Origin of the sequence: Enterobacter sp. ECC-249 (assembly GCF_043965265.1) — a bacterium.
Lineage (GTDB): Bacteria > Pseudomonadota > Gammaproteobacteria > Enterobacterales > Enterobacteriaceae > Enterobacter > Enterobacter quasiroggenkampii.
This window is the reverse complement of sequence record NZ_CP143660.1, coordinates 1,210,732-1,232,757: the sequence shown is the minus strand read 5'-3', so window position 1 is coordinate 1,232,757 and position 22,026 is coordinate 1,210,732. Positions and strand designations below refer to the sequence as shown.

The 22,026-nt window shown below is 55.9% G+C and carries 17 protein-coding genes and 1 pseudogene; 2 read left to right on the top strand and 16 right to left on the bottom strand.

Annotated features, from left to right (window positions below; all coding sequences use genetic code 11):
* Positions 1 to 54 precede the first annotated feature (54 nt).
* The 9 genes and pseudogenes from carB to V1587_RS05915 form a co-directional block, all read right to left on the bottom strand.
* Positions 55 to 3,279 (bottom strand): carbamoyl-phosphate synthase large subunit, encoded by a 3,225-nt coding sequence (gene carB / locus V1587_RS05955; protein WP_371899506.1) that lies wholly within the window; start codon positions 3,277 to 3,279, stop codon positions 55 to 57.
* Positions 3,280 to 3,297: 18 nt separating this feature from the next.
* Positions 3,298 to 4,446, bottom strand: coding sequence for a glutamine-hydrolyzing carbamoyl-phosphate synthase small subunit (gene carA / locus V1587_RS05950; protein WP_010427050.1), 1,149 nt, complete (start codon positions 4,444 to 4,446; stop codon positions 3,298 to 3,300).
* Between the two features lie 454 nt (positions 4,447 to 4,900).
* Positions 4,901 to 5,722 carry a 4-hydroxy-tetrahydrodipicolinate reductase gene (gene dapB / locus V1587_RS05945; protein ID WP_371899505.1) on the bottom strand — a complete coding sequence of 274 codons (822 nt, stop codon included), beginning with the start codon at positions 5,720 to 5,722 and terminating at the stop codon, positions 4,901 to 4,903.
* Positions 5,723 to 5,927: 205 nt separating this feature from the next.
* Positions 5,928 to 6,878 carry a 4-hydroxy-3-methylbut-2-enyl diphosphate reductase gene (gene ispH / locus V1587_RS05940; protein ID WP_371899504.1) on the bottom strand — a complete coding sequence of 317 codons (951 nt, stop codon included), beginning with the start codon at positions 6,876 to 6,878 and terminating at the stop codon, positions 5,928 to 5,930.
* Between the two features lies 1 nt (position 6,879).
* Positions 6,880 to 7,329 carry an FKBP-type peptidyl-prolyl cis-trans isomerase gene (fkpB, locus tag V1587_RS05935; RefSeq protein WP_003856450.1) on the bottom strand — a complete coding sequence of 150 codons (450 nt, stop codon included), beginning with the start codon at positions 7,327 to 7,329 and terminating at the stop codon, positions 6,880 to 6,882.
* Positions 7,330 to 7,446: 117 nt separating this feature from the next.
* Entirely contained in the window at positions 7,447 to 7,947 is a 501-nt protein-coding gene (gene lspA, locus V1587_RS05930) for a signal peptidase II (protein WP_033144602.1), read from the bottom strand.
* Entirely contained in the window at positions 7,947 to 10,763 is a 2,817-nt protein-coding gene (ileS, locus tag V1587_RS05925) for an isoleucine--tRNA ligase (protein WP_371899503.1), read from the bottom strand. The genes lspA and ileS overlap by 1 nt, the downstream gene beginning before the upstream one ends.
* A 45-nt stretch (positions 10,764 to 10,808) precedes the next feature.
* The gene (gene ribF, locus V1587_RS05920; protein ID WP_371899502.1) at positions 10,809 to 11,735 is read right to left on the bottom strand and encodes a bifunctional riboflavin kinase/FAD synthetase; all 927 of its coding nucleotides are present in this window, start codon (positions 11,733 to 11,735) and stop codon (positions 10,809 to 10,811) included.
* A 7-nt stretch (positions 11,736 to 11,742) separates the two neighbouring features.
* A pseudogene (locus V1587_RS05915) lies at positions 11,743 to 11,961 on the bottom strand (DUF2575 domain-containing protein).
* 101 nt (positions 11,962 to 12,062) lie between these two features.
* Between V1587_RS05915 and rpsT the strand changes: the two are divergent.
* A complete protein-coding gene (gene rpsT, locus V1587_RS05910) occupies positions 12,063 to 12,326 on the top strand; it encodes a 30S ribosomal protein S20 (RefSeq protein ID WP_003856458.1) in 264 nt (87 codons plus the stop codon).
* Positions 12,327 to 12,383: 57 nt separating this feature from the next.
* Here rpsT and nhaR read toward each other — a convergent pair whose 3' ends face one another.
* The 4 genes from nhaR to dnaK all read right to left on the bottom strand — a co-directional run bounded on the left by nhaR (position 12,384) and on the right by dnaK (position 17,831).
* Positions 12,384 to 13,283, bottom strand: a complete 900-nt coding sequence (nhaR, locus tag V1587_RS05905; protein WP_371899501.1) for a transcriptional activator NhaR — start codon at positions 13,281 to 13,283, stop codon at positions 12,384 to 12,386.
* Between the two features lie 58 nt (positions 13,284 to 13,341).
* Positions 13,342 to 14,517 (bottom strand): Na+/H+ antiporter NhaA, encoded by a 1,176-nt coding sequence (gene nhaA / locus V1587_RS05900; RefSeq protein ID WP_371899500.1) that lies wholly within the window; start codon positions 14,515 to 14,517, stop codon positions 13,342 to 13,344.
* Between the two features lie 171 nt (positions 14,518 to 14,688).
* Positions 14,689 to 15,834 (bottom strand): molecular chaperone DnaJ, encoded by a 1,146-nt coding sequence (gene dnaJ / locus V1587_RS05895; RefSeq protein WP_023310347.1) that lies wholly within the window; start codon positions 15,832 to 15,834, stop codon positions 14,689 to 14,691.
* Between the two features lie 83 nt (positions 15,835 to 15,917).
* On the bottom strand, positions 15,918 to 17,831 hold the full coding sequence (dnaK, locus tag V1587_RS05890) for a molecular chaperone DnaK (RefSeq protein ID WP_126545143.1): 1,914 nt from the start codon (positions 17,829 to 17,831) through the stop codon (positions 15,918 to 15,920).
* A 296-nt stretch (positions 17,832 to 18,127) separates the two neighbouring features.
* Here dnaK and satP point away from each other — a divergent pair, with 296 nt between their 5' ends.
* A complete protein-coding gene (gene satP, locus V1587_RS05885; RefSeq protein ID WP_008502042.1) occupies positions 18,128 to 18,694 on the top strand; it encodes an acetate uptake transporter in 567 nt (188 codons plus the stop codon).
* Here the strand turns inward: satP and V1587_RS05880 are convergent.
* The 3 genes from V1587_RS05880 to tal all read right to left on the bottom strand — a co-directional run bounded on the left by V1587_RS05880 (position 18,671) and on the right by tal (position 21,767).
* A complete protein-coding gene (locus tag V1587_RS05880) occupies positions 18,671 to 19,993 on the bottom strand; it encodes an MFS transporter (protein ID WP_371899499.1) in 1,323 nt (440 codons plus the stop codon). The two genes, satP and V1587_RS05880, sit on opposite strands and share 24 nt — an antisense overlap.
* A 122-nt stretch (positions 19,994 to 20,115) precedes the next feature.
* Positions 20,116 to 20,703, bottom strand: a complete 588-nt coding sequence (mog, locus tag V1587_RS05875; protein ID WP_371899498.1) for a molybdopterin adenylyltransferase — start codon at positions 20,701 to 20,703, stop codon at positions 20,116 to 20,118.
* Positions 20,704 to 20,813: 110 nt separating this feature from the next.
* The gene (gene tal / locus V1587_RS05870) at positions 20,814 to 21,767 is read right to left on the bottom strand and encodes a transaldolase (RefSeq protein WP_024907418.1); all 954 of its coding nucleotides are present in this window, start codon (positions 21,765 to 21,767) and stop codon (positions 20,814 to 20,816) included.
* Between the last annotated feature and the right edge of the window lie 259 nt (positions 21,768 to 22,026).

The window sequence follows — 22,026 nt, the reverse complement described above, 5'->3', positions numbered from 1 at the left end:
GGTTCTGAAGATGGGGATAATGCCCGGCAACCGAACGGCACCGGGCATTTTTACTTACTTGCTAATCTGCGCGTGCATTTCCTGGACTGAAATCACCTTCTCGGTGGCATCCGCGTTCAGCGCCATGGCCGTCGCGAAGCCGCCGTTCAGAGTGGTGTCGTAGTGCACTTTGTACTGCAGCGCGCTGCGGCGAATCAGCTTGGAGTCTTCAATCGCCTGACGGCCCGCGGTGGTGTTGATGATGTAGGTGTATTCGCCATTCTTGATACGATCCTGAATGTGTGGACGACCTTCATGCACCTTGTTCACCAGACGCGGGTTGATGCCGGCTTCACCCAGCACAATCGCCGTACCGTGGGTCGCATCCAGCTCGAAGCCCTGTTTCAGCAGCTTGGCGGCCAGGTCAACCACGCGCTCTTTGTCGCCTTCACGAACGGAGAGCAGCGCACGGCCTGATTTTTTCATGGTGGAGCTACTGCCCAGCTGCGCCTTCGCGAACGCTTCTGCGAAGGTGCGGCCTACGCCCATCACTTCCCCGGTAGAGCGCATTTCTGGCCCTAACAGCGGGTCAACGCCCGGGAATTTGTTGAACGGCAGCACCACTTCTTTCACCGAGTAGTACGGTGGGATGATCTCTTTGGTCACGCCCTGCTGCGCCAGGGTCTGGCCCGCCATCACGCGCGCCGCCACTTTCGCCAGCGGAACACCGGTGGCTTTGGAGACGAACGGTACGGTACGTGCCGCACGCGGGTTGACTTCAATCAGGTAGACTTCGTTGTCTTTCACTGCGAACTGGACGTTCATCAGACCGCGAACCTGCAGCTCGAAGGCCAGCTTCTGCACCTGCTGGCGCATCACGTCCTGAATTTCCTGGCTCAGCGTGTAGGCTGGCAGAGAACAGGCGGAGTCGCCGGAGTGAACGCCTGCCTGCTCGATGTGCTCCATGATGCCGCCAATCAGCACCATTTCGCCGTCGCAGATGGCGTCAACGTCCACTTCCACCGCATCGTCGAGGAAGCGGTCGAGCAGCACTGGCGCATCGTTGGAGACGCTCACCGCGGTCTGGAAGTAGCGGCGCAGGTCGGCTTCGTCGTAAACGATTTCCATCGCGCGGCCGCCCAGCACGTAGGAAGGACGCACCACCAGCGGATAGCCAATCTCTTTCGCCTTCTCAACGGCCTGTTCAATGGCGGTCACGGTGGCGTTCGCCGGCTGTTTCAGCTTCAGACGGTCAACCGCCTGCTGGAAACGCTCGCGGTCTTCCGCACGGTCAATCGCGTCCGGGCTGGTGCCGATAACCGGCACGCCTGCTGCTTCCAGCGCGCGCGCCAGCTTCAGCGGGGTCTGGCCGCCGTACTGCACGATAACGCCTTTTGGCTTCTCGATGCGCACGATTTCCAGCACGTCTTCCAGGGTAACCGGCTCGAAGTAGAGGCGGTCAGAGGTGTCGTAGTCGGTAGAAACCGTTTCAGGGTTACAGTTAACCATGATGGTTTCGTAACCGTCTTCGCGCAGCGCCAGCGAGGCGTGTACGCAGCAGTAGTCGAACTCAATGCCCTGGCCGATACGGTTTGGACCGCCGCCCAGCACCATAATCTTGTCGCGGTCGACGGACGGGTTCGCTTCGCACTCGTCTTCATAGGTGGAGTACATGTAGGCGGTGTCGGTGGCGAATTCAGCCGCACAGGTGTCCACGCGCTTGTAGACCGGATGCAGGTCGTACTGGTCGCGCAGCTTGCGGATTTCCGCTTCACGTACGCCAGCCAGCTTAGCCAGACGCGCATCGGCGAAGCCTTTACGCTTCAGCACGCGCAGGAAGTCAGCGTCCAGGCCGGTAATGCCCAGCTCAGCAACCTGCTCTTCCAGACGCACCAGCTCTTCAATCTGCACCAGGAACCAGCGGTCGATGTTGGTCAGGTTGAACACGCCGTCGACGGACAGGCCCGCACGGAAGGCATCGGCGATGTACCAGATACGCTCTGCGCCCGCGTCTTTCAGCTCGCGACGGATTTTGGTCAGCGCTTCCGGGTCGTCCAGGCTTACTTTCGGGTCGAAGCCGGTCGCGCCCACTTCGAGGCCGCGCAGCGCTTTCTGCAGGGATTCCTGCTGCGTGCGGCCAATAGCCATCACTTCACCGACAGATTTCATCTGGGTGGTCAGACGGTCGTTCGCGCCCGCGAACTTCTCGAAGTTAAAGCGTGGAATTTTGGTGACAACGTAGTCGATGGACGGCTCGAAGGACGCAGGGGTGCGGCCGCCGGTGATGTCGTTCATCAGCTCGTCGAGGGTGTAGCCCACCGCCAGCTTCGCCGCCACTTTCGCAATCGGGAAGCCGGTCGCCTTAGAGGCCAGCGCGGAGGAACGGGACACGCGCGGGTTCATTTCAATAACAATCAGACGGCCAGTTTTCGGGTTCACCGAGAACTGCACGTTTGAACCGCCGGTTTCCACGCCGATTTCACGCAGTACCGCCATCGAGGCGTTACGCATGATTTGATACTCTTTATCGGTCAGCGTCTGGGCTGGCGCAACGGTGATGGAGTCGCCGGTGTGGATACCCATCGCATCGAAGTTTTCAATGGAGCAGACGATGATGCAGTTGTCGTTTTTATCACGCACCACTTCCATCTCGTACTCTTTCCAGCCAATGAGAGACTCGTCAATCAGCAGCTCTTTGGTTGGGGAGAGATCCAGACCGCGTTCGCAAATCTCTTCGAACTCTTCGCGGTTGTACGCGATACCGCCGCCGGTACCGCCCATGGTAAAGGACGGACGGATGATGCACGGATAGCCCACGTCAGCCGCGACGGCCAGCGCTTCTTCCATATTGTGTGCGATACCCGAGCGCGCGGTGTCGAGGCCGATTTTCTTCATCGCCACGTCAAAGCGGCGACGGTCTTCTGCTTTATCAATCGCGTCGGCGGTCGCACCGATCATAGTTACGCCGAACTCTTCCAGCACGCCCTGACGCTCAAGTTCCAGCGCACAGTTCAGCGCCGTCTGGCCGCCCATGGTTGGCAGCACCGCGTCCGGACGCTCTTTCTCGATGATTTTACGCACCACTTCCCAGTGAATCGGCTCGATGTAGGTTGCATCGGCCATTTCAGGGTCGGTCATGATGGTTGCCGGGTTGGAGTTCACCAGGATAACGCGGTAACCCTCTTCGCGCAGGGCTTTACACGCCTGCGCGCCGGAGTAGTCGAATTCGCAGGCCTGGCCGATCACGATCGGGCCAGCGCCAAGGATCAGGATGCTTTTTATGTCTGTACGTTTTGGCATTGTCTTCTCGGCTCCTGATTATTTAGCGGTCTTACGGTATTGCTCGATAAGTTCGATGAAGTGATCGAACAGCGGCGCGGCGTCGTGTGGGCCCGGGCTTGCTTCCGGGTGGCCCTGGAAGCTGAACGCTGGCTTATCGGTACGGTGGATACCCTGCAGGGTGCCATCGAATAGCGACTTATGGGTCACGCGCAGGTTAGCCGGCATTGAGGCTTCATCGACGGCAAAGCCGTGGTTCTGCGCGGTGATCATCACCGTGTTGTTATCAATGTCTTTGACCGGGTGGTTACCACCGTGGTGGCCGAACTTCATCTTGACGGTGTTCGCACCGCTCGCCAGGGCCAGCAGCTGATGGCCGAGACAGATGCCGAATACCGGGATGTCGGTTTCCAGGAAGGACTTGATGGCAGCGATGGCATAATCGCACGGCGCCGGGTCACCAGGGCCGTTGGACAGGAAAATACCGTCCGGATTCATCTTCAGCACGTCTTCGGCAGACGTCTGTGCCGGAACCACCGTCAGGCGGCAGCCGCGGTCAACCAGCATGCGCAGGATGTTGCGCTTGGCGCCGAAATCGTAGGCCACCACGTGGAACGGCAGCTCGCTCTCTTTTTTCGCTTCCGGCAGGTCGCCTTCCAGCGTCCAGCTACCCTGAGTCCAGCTGTAGGCTTCAGCAGTAGTCACTTCTTTCGCCAGGTCCATGCCGTTCAGACCCGGGAAGGCTTTCGCTTTTTCCAGCGCCAGCGTCGCATCGAGGTTATCACCCGCGATGATGCAGCCGTTCTGTGCACCCTTCTCGCGCAGCAGACGCGTTAACTTACGGGTATCGATATCGGCAATCGCCACGATGTTATGGCGCTTCAGGTAAGAAGAGAGGTCTTCGGTATTGCGGAAGTTGCTGGCAATCAGCGGCAGGTCGCGGATGACCAGGCCTTGCGCATGTACCTGAGAGGATTCTTCGTCAGCAGCATTGGTGCCGACATTGCCGATATGAGGATAAGTAAGAGTAACGATTTGGCGAGAATAGGAAGGATCAGTGAGGATTTCTTGATAACCGGTCATTGAAGTATTGAAAACGACTTCCCCAACCGCCGAACCCGTTGCCCCTATGGCCCGACCGATAAACTGGGTTCCGTCTTCCAGAACCAATAGCGCTGACTTAATCAAAACACCCTCCAGAGAATATTCACTCACTTTATTTGCATATTAATTCATAACCGTGTCATGGATCAATGCAAATGTGTTGCCAGCGGATTTTTGGCAAACGGCGGCATTCTGGAGATTTGGTGGGTAAAAGTCAACTTAAAACGGATATTTTGTTTAGTCTTTTGCGTATCTGGCGAGGCGAGTGAAGCTTAAGCGACAAAAAGATCAGGTAAATCACTTCAGAAAACGCTTGCGCGCCGGGTTTAATAAAAAATAACGCGACAGAGGACAATAAAGTGGACCAAATGGTCAAAATTTACATTTCAGTAACGACAAAACTCAACATTAGATAGGTTTTTAGAGGTTTATATAATCATTAACATTGAAACAGTTAAAATAAAAGGGCAATAAAATATTGCCCTATGCAATCAAACAATTACGACTGCAATAACCACATCACGATGGGTAATAATGCTTACAAATTGTTGAGATCGAGCACATCTCTCATATCAAAAAGGCCATCTTTCTTGCTTTTAAGCCACAAAGCGGAACGTACGGCGCCGTTGGCGAACGTCATTCGGCTTGAGGCTTTATGCGTAATTTCTACACGTTCGCCAATATCGGCGAACATCGCCGTGTGTTCGCCGACGATGTCGCCCGCTCGCACGGTTGCGAAACCGATGGTGCCAGGCACGCGTTCGCCGGTGTAACCTTCGCGCGTATAGACCGCGCAGTCTTTTAAATCTTTATCGAGTGCATGAGCAATCGCTTCGCCCATCGCCAGCGCCGTACCTGATGGTGCATCAACTTTGTAACGGTGGTGAGCTTCTACGATCTCGATATCGGTATAGTTGCCCATCACCTTCGCGGCTTTCTCCAGCAGCTTCAGCATGACGTTAACGCCCACGCTGAAATTTGCGGCGAAGACAATCGCAATCTCTTTTGATGCATCCTGGATAGCCTGCTTACCTGCATCGTCAAAACCGGTGGTGCCGATCACCATCCCTTTGCCGTACTGACGACAAAACGCCAGATGCGAGAGCGTTCCTTCCGGGCGGGTAAAATCGATGAATACATCGAAGTCCTCTTTTACCGCCTCCAGGCTGCTTTGCACGGTAACGCCCGTGTGGCCTGCGCCCGCCAGCTCACCGGCGTCTGTCCCCAGAAGTGAAGAACCTTCACGCTCCAGGGCCGCGCCAAGCGCGACGCCATCCATCTGAAGTGCCGCCTGAATAAGCTGACGGCCCATACGTCCACCCGCGCCCGCAATGGCGACACGGATCTGTGCATCATGCATAGTTATTCTCTTACGTTAAAATGATGTAAACCGTTTTCAGATTAACCAGCCTTGAGAAGCACTGCCAACTGAAAACACCGATAATAAGAATTTAACGTGAAACCGACTTAAATATCAGTAAAAGACATGATTTTGTCGTCACGATAAAGTAACGGGTAAAAAAAAGGCCAGCACAGGAGGTGCTGGCCTTTCATCAGAAAAGGGACTATTCGACTTCGCGGGCGTCGATTCTCAGTTCTTTCGGGACTTCGAAAACGATGTTCTCTTCACGTCCTTCCAGCGGCACCGCTTCGCCACCGCCCAGCTCCTGCAGACGGGAAATGACGTTCTGTACCAGAATATCTGGCGCAGACGCCCCGGCCGTCACGCCGACACAGGCCGCGTCTTTAACCCATGCTTCCTGAATATCCGACGCGTCATCAATCAGGAAAGCCATTTTCCCCATGCGTTGCGCCAGTTCGGCCAGACGGTTGGAGTTAGATGAGTTTTTGGAGCCGACCACCAGCACCACATCCGCCTGTTCAGCCAGTGCGCGCACCGCTTCCTGACGGTTAGTGGTCGCGTAGCAGATATCATCCTTACGCGGACCGACGATTTTCGGGAAGCGCTGACGCAGGGCGTCAATCACGTCTGAAGTATCGTCTACGGAGAGCGTCGTCTGGGTCATAAACGACAGACGAGCTTCATTTTTCACGTTCAGCGTAAAGACATCTTCCGGCGACTCAACCAGGTACATTCCCCCTTCAGGGTTGCTGTACTGGCCCATGGTGCCTTCGACTTCCGGATGGCCGGCATGGCCAATCAGGATCGACTCTTCACCACGGCGGCTGGCGCGCGCCACTTCCATATGCACTTTTGTCACCAGCGGACAAGTGGCATCGAATACGGTCAAATCGCGGCTTTTCGCTTCGTTACGTACCGCCTGCGAGACGCCGTGCGCGGAGAAGATCAGGATCGCACCGTCCGGCACTTCGCTGATCTGCTCGATAAAGATTGCGCCGCGCTCGCGCAGGCTGTCGACCACGTAGCGGTTATGCACCACTTCGTGACGCACATAAATCGGCGCGCCGTAAATCTCCAGCGCGTTTTCAACAATGCTGATAGCGCGGTCTACACCGGCGCAAAAGCCGCGCGGGTTAGCCAACAGGATCTGCATTTCAGGCCTCCAGTGCAGGATCGATTTCCAGCACTTCAACATCAAAATGAACGGTACGCCCGGCAAGCGGATGGTTGAAGTCAACGGTAATCGAGTCGCCGTTGATTTCGCGGATCACGCCAGGCATTTCGCTGCCGTCCATAGCGGTAAAGAGCATAATCGCCCCGATTTCCGGTTCACCCGCGTCCATAAACTCGCGGCGCGAGAAATACTGGATAAGGTCCGGACTTGGCACGCCAAACGCGGCATCCGGCTCCAGCGAAAAGGCTTTTTTCTCACCCTCTTTCAGACCGAGAAGCTGCTGCTCAAGACCTTCAGACAGGGAGGTATCGCCAAGTCGAAACAGGGCTGGTTTGCCGTTGTTGCGGGTGGATTCGGCCGTGGAGCCGTCATCCAGCTTCAGCGTGAAGTGAACGAGAACCGCGCTGTTGCTCTGTACGGATTTAGACATGCAAATTGCTCGCTTGTTTTGGGTCACCTGTTGCCCGGTGGCGCTACGCTTACCGGGCCTACGGGAAGCCACAAATTCTGTAGGCCGGGTAAGCGTAGCGCCACCCGGCATTGATGCTTACGCCTGCTCTTTCGCAGCCGGTTTAGGCAAGAAGCCTTCCAGCACGATTAACGCCGCACCGATACAAATTGCCGTATCGGCCAGGTTAAAGGTCGCGAAGTGCCAGTCGCCGACGTAGAAGTCGATCATATCGACCACAAAGCCGTGCCACAGGCGGTCAAACAGGTTGCCCAGCGCGCCGCCAATAATCAGCGCGTAGGCGATGTTATTCAGCTTTTGCGTGGCTTTCGAGCGGTACATCAGCACCGCCAGGATCACGCAGATACCGAGAGCGATACCCGCAAAGAACCAGCGCTGCCAGCCACCGCTGTCGGCAAGGAAACTAAACGCTGCGCCGTAGTTACGTGCATAGTGCAGGTTGAGCGACGGGAACAGCGGGACCGTCTCCCCCAGAGCGAAATTCTGGAGGATCAGGAACTTGCTGCCCAGATCGATAATCAGCACCACCACAACCAGCCACAGCCAGCGCAGTCCTGTTGAACAGAGAGTTTTACTCATCAGGCAAACTTACGTTTTTCGCCGTCACCGGCGACGTTGCTTACACAGCGTCCGCAGATGTCTGCGTGTTCCGCCACCTGGCCAACATCGGTGGTGTAATGCCAGCAACGCGGGCATTTCTCACCGTCGGCTTTGCTCAGCGCGACTTTCAGTCCTTTGAGCAGTTCGCTCTGCTGAGCATCAGCAGAAGCATCGGCATAATCCGCAACTTTCGCACCGGAGGTCAACAGGACAAATCGTAATTCATCGCCCAGCGCGATCAGCTTCGCCGCCAGCTCCGGTTCCGCGTACAGCGTGACTGCCGCTTCCAGAGAGCCGCCGACTTTCTTGTCTGCACGCGCCTGCTCGATTACCTTGTTCACTTCGCCACGCACTTTCAGCAGTTCGTCCCAGAAGGCATCGTTCATCGCTTCGGTGCTGGAGAGATCGAACAGACCTTCGTACCACTCGCCAGTGAAGACATACTTCTCACGATCGCCCGGCAGGTAGCCCCAGATTTCATCCGCGGTGAAGGACATGATCGGCGCCATCCAGCGTACCAGCGCTTCTGCGATATGGAACAGCGCGGTCTGGCAGCTACGACGCGCCACGCTGTCTGCTTTCGCGGTGTACTGGCGGTCTTTGATGATGTCGAGATAGAACGAGCCCATCTCAATGGAGCAGAAGCGCATCAGGCGCTGCACCACTTCGTGGAAGTCGTAAGACTCATAGGCTTTCAGGATATCGTCCTGCGCCGCTTTCGCGCAGCCTACCGCCCAGCGGTCCAGCACGACCATCTCTTCCGGTTTCACCATGTCTTTTGCCGGATCGAACCCGTTCAGGTTCGCCAGCAGGAAGCGCGCGGTGTTACGGATACGACGATAGCTGTCGGCAGCACGTTTCAGGATCTCGTCAGACACCGCCATTTCGCCGGTGTAATCGGTAGAGGCCACCCACAGACGCAGAATGTCCGCGCCCAGCTTGTTCATCACATCCTGCGGAGAAACGGTGTTACCGATGGACTTGGACATCTTACGGCCCTGACCATCCACGGTGAAGCCGTGAGTCAGAACCTGACGGTAAGGTGCTTTACCCTTCATGGCGGTAGAGATCATCAGAGATGACATGAACCAGCCGCGGTGTTGGTCAGACCCTTCCAGATACATATCGGCAGCGTGACCGGCAAACTCCGGACGCACGTCAACCACGGAGGAGTGGGTAGACCCGGAATCGAACCACACGTCCAGGGTATCCGGCACTTTCTCGTAGTTATCCGCATCAGCGCCCAGGATGTCGCGGGCGTCGAGATCCCACCACGCCTGAATGCCGTCAACTTCGACGCGCTTCGCCACTTCTTCCATAAGTTCCAGCGTGTTCGGGTGCAGCTCCTGCGTCTCTTTATGCACGAACAGAGACATCGGCACGCCCCAGGTACGCTGACGGGAAATACACCAGTCAGGACGGTTAGCCACCATCGATTCGATACGCGCCTGGCCCCAGTCAGGGATCCACTGCACGCCTTTGATCTCTTTCAGAGACTGCTCGCGCAGGCCTTTCTGATCCATGCTGATGAACCATTGCGGGGTCGCACGGAAGATGATCGGGGTCTTGTGACGCCAGCAGCACGGATAGCTGTGCTGCATTTTTTCAACGTGCAGCAGCGCGCCGCTGGTGCGCAGCATGTCGACGATGATGTCGTTCGCTTTGAAGACGTTGATACCGTCCAGCGCCGGGTAGGTGCCAGGCAGGTAAGAGCCGTCAGGGCCGACCGGGTTAGCGATTTCCAGACCGTACTTCAGGCTGATGTTGTAGTCGTCAGGACCGTGGCCACCTGCGGTATGCACCGCACCGGTACCCGCTTCCAGCGTCACGTGGTCGCCGAGAATCGCCGGAACGTCGAAGTCCAGGAACGGGTGTTTGAAGCGCATCAGCTCCAGCGCATCACCTTTCACGGTGCCCAGCACGGTGTAGTCAGTGATATGCGCGCGCTTCAGGACGCTCTCAACCAGATCTTTCGCCAGGATAACCGCCTGACCGTCAATCTGCACCAGCGCGTATTCGAACTCACCGGACAGGGAGATCGCACGGTTGGCAGGCAGAGTCCACGGGGTGGTGGTCCAGATAACCAGCGAGATCGGGCCGTTTACCGAGGTGACGCCAAATTTGGCCTTCACCGCATCCTGATCCACCGCGTGGAACGCCACGTCGATAGATGGGGAAGTTTTGTCGTAATACTCCACTTCCGCTTCTGCCAGCGCAGAACGGCAGTCCACGCACCAGTGCACCGGCTTAGCGCCTTTGTGCAGGTGGCCGTTACCGATGATTTTACCCAGCGCACGGATGATGTTGGCTTCAGTTTTGAAGTCCATGGTCAGGTACGGGTGCGACCAGTCGCCCAGCACGCCCAGACGGATGAAGTCAGCGCGCTGACCGTCAACCTGCGTAGCGGCGTATTCGCGGCACTTCGCACGGAACTCGGCAGCGGTGAACTTCTCACCCGGCTTGCCAAACTCTTGCTCTACTTTCAGCTCGATTGGCAGACCGTGGCAGTCCCAGCCCGGAACGTAAGGCGAGTCATATCCCGTGAGGCCTTTGGACTTCACGATAATGTCTTTCAGAATCTTGTTAACCGAGTGACCAATATGAATGCTGCCATTCGCATATGGAGGGCCATCATGCAGAATGAAGGATTTTTTGCCTTTTTTGGCTGCACGAATGATGCCGTACAGATCATCATCGGTCCAACGCGCCAGCATTCCCGGTTCGCGCTTGGCGAGATCGCCGCGCATCGGGAACCCTGTTTCCGGCAAATTCAGGGTTGATTTATAGTCACTCATCAGATTCTCGGTTCCGTATTTATCACGTAGGCAGTTAAGCCGGGTTCAAAGCCCAAAAAACTCGCGGGCCGTCAATTCATCTCGCGCAATTTGCGCTTTTAGTTCATCCAGCGAACCAAATCGCTGCTCGTTGCGTATTTTTTTACGCAGTATCACATCTATATGGCGACCATACAGGTCCATTACAACGTCCAGCAGGTGCACTTCCAGCTGTTGGCGCACACCGGCGACGGTTGGACGTGTGCCAATGTTGGCGACGCCGTAAAACGGCTTATCGCCCAGTCCTGCCACTTCCACCGCATACACCCCTTTAACCGGGGAAACCAGACGACGCAGCGGTATATTCGCCGTCGGGAAGCCTATCGTGCGGCCCAGCGCATCGCCATGGACCACGCGGCCAGAGATAGTGAACGGATGCCCCAGCAGGGTTTCCGCCGTATCCAGCTCGTCATCGGCCAGTGCCCGGCGAACCGCCGTGCTGCTGACGCGCACGCCGCCTTCGCAGAAGGTCATCGCGCTGGTGACGTCAAACCCGTACTCCAGACCAGCCTTCTGTAATAGCAAGAAATCGCCCTGACGACCAGCGCCAAAGCGGAAATCATCGCCCACGGCAAGAAACTGTACGCCAAGACGCTTAACCAGCAGGTCACTAACGAAATTTTGTGCTGTCAGCGCGGCGAAGCGGCGATCGAAACGTACACACAATACATAGTCCACGCCGGACTCCGCCAGATAGCGCAACTTCTCGCGCAGGCGAGTGAGTCGGGCGGGAGATTTATCGCCCGCGAACAGCTCGAGCGGCTGCGGCTCGAAAATCATCACCACAACGGGCAGGCCACGGGCCTCCCCTTCTTTACGCAATCCCTGCAACAGCGCCTGATGACCACGATGCACGCCGTCGAAATTACCAATAGTCAGCACGCAACCGTGCGGTGCGCTGCTGAGATTATGTATGCCGCGTATCAGCTTCATGTCTGGCTCAAAACAGTGAAAATCGCCAAAGTATACCTTGTACAGCGGTTAAGGTTAACCGGCGATTGTTCGTGCAAAACAGAAAGCCGTAATGATTTCATCAGGCTGACCTTTCGCAGCGAAAAAATCTGCTCGTGAACTGCGATTTTTATGCCGAAAGGCTGTATTCAGGGAAGACAAGCTGGTAGAATCCTGCGCCATCACTACGTAACGTAGCGTCGCTTATTAACGGCGCTTATTTGCACAAATCCATTGACAAAAGAAGGCAAAGAGGGCATATTCCTCGGCCTTTGAATTGTCCACATAGATCATATTTGGGAGTTGGACTTGGCTAATATCAAATCAGCTAAGAAACGTGCCGTTCAGTCTGAAAAGGCTCGTAAGCACAACGCAAGCCGTCGCTCTATGATGCGTACTTTCATCAAGAAAGTATACGCAGCAATCGAAGCAGGCGACAAAGCTGCAGCGCAGAACGCATTTAACGAAATGCAACCAATCGTGGATCGTCAGGCTGCTAAAGGTCTGATCCACAAAAACAAAGCAGCGCGTCATAAAGCAAACCTGACCGCGCAGATCAACAAACTGGCTTAATCGCTGCTTGTTGTTGCTTGTTTAAAGAACCCGCTTAACGCGGGTTTTTTTATGCCTTCAGATTGCCGGTGGCGTAAACAGCGCCGAGTAGTCACGGTTACAGATTCGCTGTACCGCCGGGTGCTGAATCATCCTTTCGGCAAATATGGCGTGATACTCCTCCATCACGTTATCCACTCTGCCTATCTCCGTAATCTTGTCATCCGAATAGAGATCGTGCGCGTACAGCGTCGGCGCAACGAAGATCGCGTTATGCGCTTCGCCAAAGGCTTTCATCAGCGCCGCATCGTCGAACTCACCGAGGATTTCTACCTTTAGCCCCTGCGAGTTAAACCAGTTCAGCAGCTTGCGTCCGAGCATGGAACGTCTTCCCGGCACCAGCAGGCGACGCTCCTCAAGGCACGCAGGGAACGGTTTTTCCGGCGGCGGATTACTACACCAGAAGCTCACGCCGCATTCACCAATCTTCACCGAGAACAGCCCTTCCTGCTGGGTGGAGTCAATCGGGCAGTCCGAGATAATCATGTCCAGCTTGTGCTGGCTGAGCTGTTCCAGCAGCATCTCATGGGTGGATTCAAAGCAGCGCAGATGGATTTGCTCATCTTCCACCACCGCCGCATCCAGCACGCCGCTCACCAGCCGTTTGGACAGCGCATCCGCCACGCCCACATCAAAGAGCAGGTTCGACTCTTTGCGGTAGTTGACGATATCCAGCATCTCCTGGCTCAGGGTAAACATTTTGTCCGCATAGCGGAATACCAGCTCGCCCAGTTCGCTGGGTTCAATCCCACGCCCCTTACGCTTGAACAGCTTGCCCTGCAGACGCTCTTCCAGCGCCTTGATTTGCCCGGTGATGGTTTGCGGCGTGAGGTAGAGCGCCTCTGCCGCCCCTACCACCGAGCCCTGTTTATAGACGTGCCAGAAGTAGTACAGATGGTTGTAATTTAAATGAGACATCGCGTCTTCTCTCCCTGAGTGTGTATCGGGAGAAGGATCGCCTCCTCCCGGTGTTCCGTTATGCCTGGACGGCTTGTCCGGACAATTTCACCTTCAACAAGGTATAACCGATTACCGCGGCCAGTAATGACCCGATGAGGATGCCGAGTTTAGCCCAGACGATAAGCTCAGGCGCATGCGCACCAAACGCCAGCGTCGAGATAAAGATCGACATCGTAAACCCGATGCCACACAGCACGCCGACGGCCATAATCTGCTTAAAGGTGGTGCCGTGCGGCAATGACGCCAGCTTCAGCTTCGTCGCCAGCCAGCAGAAGAGGCTAATACCCAGCGGCTTGCCGATAAACAGCCCGGCAATAATCCCCAGCGGCAGCACGGACGTCAGCCCGTCCAGCGTCACGCCGCTGAGGGAAACGCCTGCGTTGGCAAACGCAAACAGCGGCAGGATCATAAAGGCGACCCACGGGTGCAGCACATGCTCCAGCTGTTTGGCAGGCGACTTGCCGTCCTGCGGCTTAAGCGGCACGAGGAAGCCGACGATCACACCTGCCAGCGTCGCGTGCACGCCCGATTTCAGCACCGCCGTCCACAGCACCATCCCCACCAGGATATAGATACCAATACGGCGAACATTGAAGATGTTCAGCAGCGCCAGCACTGCAATCGCCCCAGCGGCCACGCTCAGGGACAGGATCGACAGATCGCTGGTGTAGAACAGCGCGATAATCACAATGGCGCCCAGGTCATCGATGATCGCCAGCGCCATCAGGAAGATTTTCAGGGCCACCGGCACGCGGCTTCCCAGCAATGCCAGCACCCCGAGGGCAAAGGCGATATCCGTCGCAGCCGGGATCGCCCAGCCGTGACGTGCAATCGGATCCTGCCAGGTGAACGCCAGGAAGAGCAGCGCCGGCACCACCATTCCACCGAGTGCGGCAATCACCGGAAACGCCGCGCGCTGGCGGCTGGCAAGCGAGCCGAGTACCAGCTCACGCTTAACCTCAAGCCCGACGAGCAGGAAGAACACCGCCATCAGCGCATCGTTGATCCACAGCAGCATGTTCTTGTTAATTTCCAGCGCCCCGACCTTCAGCTCAACGGGCGTTTCCAGAAATGCATGGTAGAGTTCCTGCGTGATGCCAAGGTTAGCCAGCACCATCGCGGCCGCAGCGGCAATAATCAGGATCACGCCGCCGGACGCCTCACTGCTAAAAAAACGGTGTAGTAATTTCACTTTAATTCTCTCTGTTACAACAATACCTCGATAAAACCATAATACCAAGCCAGATAGCTCGGCAAAAACAGATTAATATTGAGTATAGATTCAGTTTTACCGAACAATCCCCACAAATAGAAAAAGCCCGGAATCGCTTCCGGGCCTTTGCGGATGAAACCTGCGAACAGATTATCGGGTCAAATCATCGAAGAATTTTTTGACGCCGTCGAAGAAGCTTTTGGAACGCGGGCTGTTTTTCTCACCCGTCGGGCCACCAAAGCTCTCCTGCAACTCTTTCAGCAGCTGTTTCTGCTTGTCGTTCAGGCCAACCGGCGTTTCCACGACCACGCGGCACAGCAGGTCGCCCTGCGCACCACCGCGAACGGATTTAACGCCTTTTCCGCGCATGCGGAACAGCTTGCCGGTCTGGGTTTCCCCAGGCACTTTCAGGTTCACACGACCGTCCAGCGTAGGCACTTCGATTTCGCCACCGAGTGCCGCCATCGCGAAGTTGATAGGCACTTCGCAGTACAGGTTATTACCTTCACGCTCAAAGATAGCGTGCTGCTTGACCTGAACCTGAACGTACAGATCGCCTGCCGGTGCGCCGTGCTCGCCAGCTTCGCCCTCGCCCGCCAGACGGATGCGGTCGCCCGTATCGACGCCAGCCGGGATCTTAACGGACAGGGTCTTGGTTTTCTCAACGCGACCATGCCCGTGGCATTTGGTGCACGGATCTTTAATCAGCGTGCCGCGACCGTGACAGTGCGGACAAGCCTGCTGTACCGCGAAGAAGCCCTGACGCATTTGCACCTGGCCGGAGCCGTGGCAAGTTGGACAGGTCTGAGGCTGCGTACCCGCTTTCGCGCCGCTGCCGTGGCAAACGTCACACTCTTCCAGCGTCGGAATGCGGATCTCTTTGGTTACGCCGCGAACGGCCTCTTCCAGCGTCAGCTCCATGTTGTAACGCAGGTCCGCGCCGCGCGCCGCGCGCTGACGACCACGACCGCCGCCGAAGATGTCGCCAAATACATCGCCAAAGATATCGCTGAAGTCAGCGCCGCCGCCAAAGCCGCCGCCACCGAATCCACCGCCGCCCATGCCGCCCTGTTCAAAGGCTGCGTGACCGTACTGGTCATAGGCCGCACGTTTTTGTGCATCGGTCAGGACTTCGTAGGCTTCTTTGATCTCTTTAAATTTGGCTTCAGCCTCTTTGTCACCCTGGTTACGGTCCGGGTGGAATTTCATGGCCAGGCGCTTGTACGCCTTTTTGATTTCACGCTCTTCCGCAGTTTTCGGAACGCCTAAAATCTCGTAATAGTCTTGCTTTGCCATTGGTTTTTTTAAGCCCCTTAACATGCGAGCACGGGCGTGGAGAATTCTCCTACGCCCGTGCCAATTACCCTGCATCAGGGCGATTATTTTTTATCTTTAACTTCTTCGAACTCAGCGTCGACAACGTCGTCGTCTTTCGCGTTGTTCGCTGAAGCGTCAGCGCCCGCCTGCTGTTGAGCGTGCTGCTGCTGAGCGATTTCCATCAGCTTCTGGGAAGCCTGCGCCAGCTCCTGCATCTTCGCTTCGATGTCCGCTTTGTCTTCACCTTTCAGTGAGGATTCCAGCGCAGTCAGTGCAGCTTCGATAGCAGTCTTGTCTTCTGCTGGCAGTTTATCGCCTGCTTCTTCAACCTGCTTACGGGTGCTGTGCAGCAGATGGTCACCCTGGTTACGGGTCTGAACCAGCTCTTCGAACTTACGGTCGGATTCCGCGTTAGCTTCGGCATCGCGAACCATTTTTTCGATTTCCGCTTCGTTCAGGCCAGAAGATGCCTTGATGGTGATCTTCTGCTCTTTACCGCTGTTTTTGTCTTTCGCAGACACGTGCAGGATACCGTCAGCATCGATGTCGAAGGTGACTTCGATCTGCGGCATGCCGCGCGGTGCCGGGTTAATACCGTCCAGGTTGAACTGACCCAGAGATTTGTTATCCGCCGCACGCTTACGCTCACCCTGAATCACATGGATGGTTACCGCAGACTGGTTGTCTTCAGCGGTAGAGAACACCTGGCTGTGTTTCGTTGGGATAGTGGTGTTTTTGTTGATGAGCGCAGTCATCACACCGCCCATGGTTTCGATACCCAGCGACAGCGGGGTAACGTCCAGCAGCAGTACGTCTTTTACTTCACCGGTCAGTACGCCACCCTGAACCGCAGCACCGATTGCTACCGCTTCGTCCGGGTTAACGTCTTTACGTGGCTCTTTACCGAAGAACTCAGCCACTTTCTTCTGAACCATTGGCATACGCGTCTGACCACCAACCAGGATAACGTCCTGGATGTCAGAGACGGACAGACCAGCGTCCTGCAGGGCAACTTTCAGCGGCTCGATAGAACGGTTCACCAGGTCTTCTACCAGGCTTTCCAGTTTCGCACGGGTCACTTTGATATTCATGTGTTTAGGACCGGTCGCGTCTGCAGTGATGTACGGCAGGTTCACGTCGGTCTGCTGAGCGGAAGACAGTTCGATCTTCGCTTTCTCAGCGGCTTCTTTCAGGCGCTGCATAGCCAGCGGGTCGTTACGCAGGTCAATGCCCTGATCTTTCTTAAACTCGTCAACGAGGTAGTTGATCAGACGGGTATCGAAGTCTTCACCACCCAGGTGGGTATCACCGTTGGTCGCCAGAACTTCGAAGGTTTTTTCGCCGTCAACTTCGTCGATTTCGATAATAGAGATATCGAAGGTACCACCACCCAGGTCGTAAACCGCGATAGTACGGTTGCCAACTTCTTTATCCAGACCGTAAGCCAGTGCAGCAGCGGTTGGTTCGTTGATGATACGTTTTACTTCCAGACCTGCGATACGGCCAGCATCTTTGGTTGCCTGACGCTGAGCATCGTTGAAGTACGCAGGAACGGTGATAACAGCTTCAGTTACCGGCTCACCCAGGTAATCTTCAGCGGTTTTCTTCATTTTTTTCAGCACTTCAGCAGAAATCTGCGGTGGTGCAGTTTTGGTGCCTTTCACATCAAGCCATGCATCGCCGTTATCTGCCGCGATGATTTTGTAAGGCATGATGGAAACGTCACGCTGAACTTCTTCGTCCTGGAAGCGGCGGCCGATCAGGCGTTTAATCGCAAACAGGGTGTTTTGCGGGTTTGTCACTGCCTGACGTTTAGCCGGCTGACCAACCAGAGTTTCACCATCCTGGGTATAAGCAATGATAGAAGGCGTGGTGCGATCGCCCTCGGCGTTCTCCAGCACGCGTGCAGTAGTGCCATCCATAATCGCTACACAAGAGTTGGTAGTACCCAGGTCGATACCAATAATTTTACCCATCTAAACGTCTCCACTAAAAATTCAGTCAACATGTGGTTGTGTACCTGTAATAAGGGCAGAACGTGCTTTTTCAACTGCCCAGATTTGATTTTTTTCAGGTCCACACACTGCGGTTGACTACAAGATGGGGTCGCGACGTCATCCATCAAGGGGCAGGCATAAAAAAAATTTTAATTTCACCCTGATGAGATCATAGACGGCATCGATTGCGCCCATTATGATGCCGCGCCCAGTCAGGGAGAACTGACGCGGGTTTAACCATTTCACCATATCAATGATGATTTTTTTGAGGACTTATGGGCAACACTAAGTTGGCTAATCCGGCTCCGCTGGGCCTGATGGGTTTTGGCATGACCACTATTCTGCTGAACCTGCACAATATCGGGATGTTCCCGATGGATGGCATCATCCTGGCGATGGGCATTTTTTACGGCGGTATCGCGCAAATCTTCGCGGGCCTGCTGGAATATAAGAAAGGCAATACCTTTGGCTTAACCGCCTTCACCTCTTACGGTTCTTTCTGGCTGACCCTGGTTGCCATTCTGCTGCTGCCTAAAATGGGCATGGCAGACGCGGCAAACGCTCACTTCCTGGGCGTTTACCTGGGCCTGTGGGGCGTCTTCACCCTGTTCATGTTCTTCGGTACCCTGAAAGGCAACCGCATGCTGCAGTTCGTCTTCCTGAGCCTGACCGTCCTGTTCGCCCTGCTGGCGATTGGTCACCTGGTGGATAACGAAGGCATCGTTCATGTTGCAGGCTGGATCGGTCTGGTTTGCGGTGCAAGCGCTATCTACCTGGCAATGGGTGAAGTGCTGAACGAGCAGTTTGACCGCACCGTTCTACCGATTGGTGAAAAACACTGATCCCTCTGTCGTGTCCGCCTCGCGGGCACGACATCCCTTCTTCTGCCCCAGCCAAATCCCTAATCCCAGCCCCATCACCGACAGCGCCAGCACGTACCAGGCCGGAGCCATGGGAGATACGCCCATCAGCACGGTGACCGCGATCGGCGTCAGCCCGCCGAAAATGGCATACGACACGTTGTAAGAAAACGAGATCCCGGTAAAGCGAACCTCTGGCGGGAACGCGCGCACCATCACGTACGGTACCGCCCCGACAACGCCCACGCACAGGCCTACCACACCGTACAGCAGGAACAGCTGTTCAGGATGGCTGCCCGCCAGATGGTAAAACGCCCAGCTTGATGCGGCCAGTAACAGGCTGCCGAGAATAAAGGTAACGCTGGCACCGAAACGATCCGCCGCGAGCCCGGCGGCAAGACAGCCAAAGCAGAGCATGATTGTCGCGATGCTGTTCGCCTGTAGCGTCACGGCAGGGGCGAAGCCGTACTGCTTTTGCAGCCACACCGGGGACATCAATATCACCACCACAATCCCCGCCGAGAGCAGCCAGGTGAGCAGCATCGACACCACCACCGCTTTTTTATGGCGTACCACGACCGCCTTCACCGGCAGCTCCTGCGCCAGCGCCTTGCGCTGCTGCATCTCCAGAAAAATCGGCGTCTCCTGCAGCCAGCGGCGCAGGTACATCGCGACCAGACCAAACGCCCCGCCCAGCAGGAACGGAATACGCCAGCCCCAGTCGTGTACGGCCTGCTGCGTCATGCTGGTATTCACAATGGTTGCGACCACCGATCCGAGCAGGATCCCGACCGTCAGCCCCGCCGTTAAGGTTCCGCAGGCGATACCAATCCGGCGCGCCGGAACATGCTCCGCGACAAACACCCACGCGCCCGGCACTTCACCGCCAATCGCCGCGCCCTGAAGAACGCGCATCAGCAACAGCAGCAACGGTGCGAGAATGCCCATTGAGGCATAGGTGGGCAGCAGGCCAATGGCCAGCGTCGGCACGGCCATCAGCAGGATGCTAAGGGTAAACATCTTCTTACGGCCGACCAGATCGCCAAAGTGGGCCATGATAATGCCGCCCAGCGGACGCGCCAGATACCCGGCGGCAAAAATGCCGAAGGTTTGCACCTGACGCAGCCACTCCGGGATATCCGCCGGGAAGAAGAGCTCTCCCACCACGGCGGCGAAGAAGACGAAGATGATAAAATCGTAAAACTCCAGCGCGCCGCCTAAGGCCGCGAGCGTGAGGGTTTTGTAATCCTGTCGATTCAGAGGTCGGGTGTTGTGTGACATAGCGAACCATTATGCGTGTATTGTGGATTTATTTTTACAGCTATCGTAAAGAAAAAATTACTATACCGTAAAACCTTAACCACGCTATCGCCGCTTCAGCTTATGTCACATATTGATTAATTTCAGGAGATTGTTTCGCGACGCGCGTTTTTAGGACGAAAAGCTGCTACCACTTTCTCATCGGTTTCGACATACGGGCCGTCAAGCAGCTGTATACAATACGGTACACTTGCAAAGATGCCGTGAACGATGACGCTGCCGTCTTCCGCTTTAAGCCCTTCCAGGGTCTCTTTAATCGACTTCGGCTGGCCCGGCAGGTTCAGAATCAACGCCTGCTTGCGGATCACCCCCACCTGGCGGGAAAGAATGGCCGTCGGAACAAAGTGTAGACCGATCTGGCGCATCTGTTCGCCGAAGCCCGGCATTTCACGATCGGCAATCGCCAGCGTTGCGTCCGGCGTCACGTCGCGGCGCGCGGGGCCGGTTCCGCCCGTCGTCAGAACAAGGTGGCAGCTCATCTCATCCACCAGCTCGCAGAGCGTCTGCTCAATGATCGGCTGTTCGTCAGGGATCAGGCGGGTCTGAATGTCAAAGGGGGTGGTCAGCGCGCTGCCCAACCACTCTTCCAGAGCGGGGATGCCTTTATCCTGGTAAACACCGCTGGAGGCGCGGTCAGAAATCGACACCAGGCCGATGCGTAAGGTATTCATATTCATTCCATTCAAAGAGTACTGATTAAAGGGAATGATACACGCAGAGAGGAGATTCAGACAGGGGACGAAAGAAGTCGCGTGACCGGGAGCCCGGTCACGCAGAATGATTACAGCAGGTCGCCGATCATTTTTTCCAGTTTGCCCTGGTCAACAGCAAACTTACGGATACCGTCCGCCAGTTTGTCTACCGCCATTGGATCCTGGTTGTGCTGCCACAGGAACTCGGATTCAGTGATGCGCTCTGGGCGTGCTTTCACTTCACCGGTGTAGGACAGTTTACGCTCCAGGGTACCTTCGCTTTCTGCCAGCTCTTTCAGCAGCGCAGGCGCGATTGTCAGGCGGTCACAGCCAGCCAGCTCGATGATTTCACCGACGTTACGGAAGCTTGCGCCCATAACCACAGTCTCGTAGCCGTGCTGTTTGTAGTATTCGTAGATTTCAGTCACAGAAATCACGCCTGGATCTTCAGCCGGTGCGTACTCTTTCTTGTCGGTGTTGGCTTTGTACCAGTCCAGAATACGGCCCACGAACGGAGAAATCAGGTATACGCCCGCTTCTGCACATGCACGCGCCTGCGCGAAGGAGAACAGCAGGGTCAGGTTACAGTTGATACCGTCTTTTTCCAGCTGCTCTGCCGCGCGGATACCCTGCCAGGTAGAAGCCAGTTTGATCAGGATACGGTCGTTGCTGATGCCCGCGTCGTTGTACATTTTGATCAGACGTTTCGCTTTTGCGATAGACGCTTCGGTGTCGTAGGAGAGACGCGCATCCACTTCGGTAGAGATACGGCCAGGAACCAGTTTCAGGATTTCCAGACCGATGTTCACTGCCAGTTTGTCGGTGGCATCCACAACCTGCTGCGCGCGGTCGTTGCTCTGCGCTTTCGCCCAGGTCACTGCGTCGTCAATCAGTTTGCGATACTCAGGGATCTGTGCGGCGTTAAGGATCAGAGAAGGGTTGGTTGTGGCATCCTGCGGCTGGTACAGCTTCATTGCCGCGATATCTCCGGTGTCAGCTACGACAGTGGTGAACTGACGAAGGGAGGTCAATTTATCCGTCATGATAGTGTTTCTCTTTTAACGTGCCCTGGATAATTCACGCTACCGACAGCATGCCTGCAGCGGAAAAATGACAGGTTTACTTGTTAGGGGGATGTAACCGGTCTGCCCTGATGATAACACGACGGAGGGGTAGCGCAACCGCAGACAGTGCGCTTAGGCAGAGTATGATAAACTCGGAATATTAACAGGCTGCTAAGCAACAGCATGCACAATCAGTGGTAGCGCTTACATATTCACTTTGGCATCAACAAGAGGGACG

Bases quoted from the DNA above. Each gene is read 5' to 3' on its own strand.
- carB (WP_371899506.1), bottom strand. From the start codon at position 3,279: ATGCCAAAACGTACAGACATAAAAAGCATCCTGATCCTTGGCGCTGGC.
- dapB (WP_371899505.1), bottom strand. From the start codon at position 5,722: ATGCATGATGCACAGATCCGTGTCGCCATTGCGGGCGCGGGTGGACGT.
- ispH (WP_371899504.1), bottom strand. From the start codon at position 6,878: ATGCAGATCCTGTTGGCTAACCCGCGCGGCTTTTGCGCCGGTGTAGAC.
- fkpB (WP_003856450.1), bottom strand. From the start codon at position 7,329: ATGTCTAAATCCGTACAGAGCAACAGCGCGGTTCTCGTTCACTTCACG.
- lspA (WP_033144602.1), bottom strand. From the start codon at position 7,947: ATGAGTAAAACTCTCTGTTCAACAGGACTGCGCTGGCTGTGGCTGGTT.
- ileS (WP_371899503.1), bottom strand. From the start codon at position 10,763: ATGAGTGACTATAAATCAACCCTGAATTTGCCGGAAACAGGGTTCCCG.
- ribF (WP_371899502.1), bottom strand. From the start codon at position 11,735: ATGAAGCTGATACGCGGCATACATAATCTCAGCAGCGCACCGCACGGT.
- nhaR (WP_371899501.1), bottom strand. From the start codon at position 13,283: ATGTCTCATTTAAATTACAACCATCTGTACTACTTCTGGCACGTCTAT.
- dnaJ (WP_023310347.1), bottom strand. From the start codon at position 15,834: ATGGCAAAGCAAGACTATTACGAGATTTTAGGCGTTCCGAAAACTGCG.
- dnaK (WP_126545143.1), bottom strand. From the start codon at position 17,831: ATGGGTAAAATTATTGGTATCGACCTGGGTACTACCAACTCTTGTGTA.
- satP (WP_008502042.1), top strand. From the start codon at position 18,128: ATGGGCAACACTAAGTTGGCTAATCCGGCTCCGCTGGGCCTGATGGGT.
- V1587_RS05880 (WP_371899499.1), bottom strand. From the start codon at position 19,993: ATGTCACACAACACCCGACCTCTGAATCGACAGGATTACAAAACCCTC.
- mog (WP_371899498.1), bottom strand. From the start codon at position 20,703: ATGAATACCTTACGCATCGGCCTGGTGTCGATTTCTGACCGCGCCTCC.
- tal (WP_024907418.1), bottom strand. From the start codon at position 21,767: ATGACGGATAAATTGACCTCCCTTCGTCAGTTCACCACTGTCGTAGCT.